The organism is Actinophytocola sp. (assembly GCF_036002505.1).
GTDB lineage: Bacteria > Actinomycetota > Actinomycetes > Mycobacteriales > Pseudonocardiaceae > DASYTH01.
The window spans coordinates 1-1,515 of sequence record NZ_DASYTH010000130.1; the positions used below are offsets into that span (position 1 = coordinate 1).

Here is a 1,515-nt window from a genome sequence, read left to right on the forward strand (position 1 = left end):
ATCGACCTGCCCGCCCACCCCGGCCAAACCTGACCCTCCTCGCGTTGATCATGAACTTGGGGTGGTGGTTAGCGGCTTGACGTCAAGTGGTGAGTGCAATTGCTAGGCGGCCAGGAGTTGGTCAAGGCGTTCGGCTGGGCAGTCCCATTCGAGGGTCATGCGGGGCCGGGTGTTCAGTTCGTGGGCGATGGCGTCGAGGTCGGCTTGATCGATGGTGCGAAAGTCGAAGGCGCCCTTGGGAAAGTACTGGCGTAGAAGGCCGTTGGTGTTTTCGTTGCTGCCGCGCTGCCAGGGGCTGTGCGGGTCGCAGAAGTAGACCGGGCAGCCGGTGGCGACGGTGAATCGGGCATGGGCGGCCATCTCGTTGCCCTGGTCCCAGGCCAGTGATCGGCGTAGCTGGCCGGGCAGCCGCTCGGCCAGGCGGCTCAGAACGCCGATGACCGCGTTGGTGTCACGGCCGTCGGGCAGCGCGCCGAGGAGCACGTAGCGGGTGGTGCGTTCGACGAGGGTGACGATCGCGGACTTGCCGGCCTTGCCGATGAGCAGGTCGCCTTCCCAATGTCCAGGGATCGCCCGGTCGTCGGCCTCGGCGGGCCGGGCGCTGATGTGCAGATCGCCGATCCACGGCCGCCGGGAGGCGCGATCGGCGGCGGCCGCACGTGACTGAGGGCGACGTGCCATCCGCCCGCTGCGCACAGCCTGCTGCCCGGCCAGCTCCTCACGCAGGCCGCCCCGGCCCTGCACGTAGATCGCCTGATAGATCGTCTCGTGAGACACCTGCATCTCCGGCCGGTCGCGGTAGCGGGCCGCCAGCCATTCGGCCGTCTGCTGCGGCGACCACCGGCGCTTGAGCTTGCTGGCCACGACCCTGAACAGCAGCGTGCCCCGCACCAGCTTACGAGCCTTCGGGCGGCGCAGCGCCCGCCCGGCCCGCGCCTGCGCCCAGTCCGCCCGATAACCCCACCGGTACGGCCGCCGTGCCCTGCCCGCCGGCAACGACCGCCCCAGCGGGTTCTTCGTCCCATGCGTGTACGACCCGTTCCGGGCGACCTCCCGTGACACCGTCCCCACCGACACACCCAAGATCCCAGCGATCTCCGTGAACGTGTTTCCCTTACCCCAGTTGACTTCCAACACCTGCCGATGCCCTTTGGTCAACACACCCGGCCGCGCCATGGCCACTCCGTTCAGTACAACCACGAATCCCGATTGCACTGAACACTAGAAATCGCCCCGCCGACCACCACCCAAAGTTCATGATCAACGCGAAGGGGGGTCGTGGGGCCAGGGGCCGGGGTGGGCCAGCTCGGCCGGAATCGGTTCGGTGGGGCGGTACACCAGCGGCGCGAATCCGTCGGCCGTCGCGGCCACGGCATCGGCCAACCGGAACCGGTCGCGTACGCGCCCCAGGAAGTCGATGTCGTTCATGCGCGCGAGGCGAGCCCGATGCGGCGCGGCGAAGACGGAGATCCAGTCGCCCGGTTCGAGCACACCCCGCAGCTGGCCGTCGACCGT

General features: G+C 68.8%; 1 protein-coding gene and 1 pseudogene. Both read right to left on the reverse strand.

Translation table 11 applies throughout. From position 1 onward, the window contains the following. Nucleotides 1-102: 102 nt before the first annotated feature. Nucleotides 103-1,176: an IS30 family transposase gene (locus VGR06_RS11205; RefSeq protein WP_422652994.1), complete on the reverse strand. Its 1,074-nt coding sequence runs from the start codon at nt 1,174-1,176 to the stop codon at nt 103-105. 84 nt (nt 1,177-1,260) lie between these two features. Next, nucleotides 1,261-1,515, reverse strand: a pseudogene (locus VGR06_RS11210) (hypothetical protein); the annotation flags it as partial.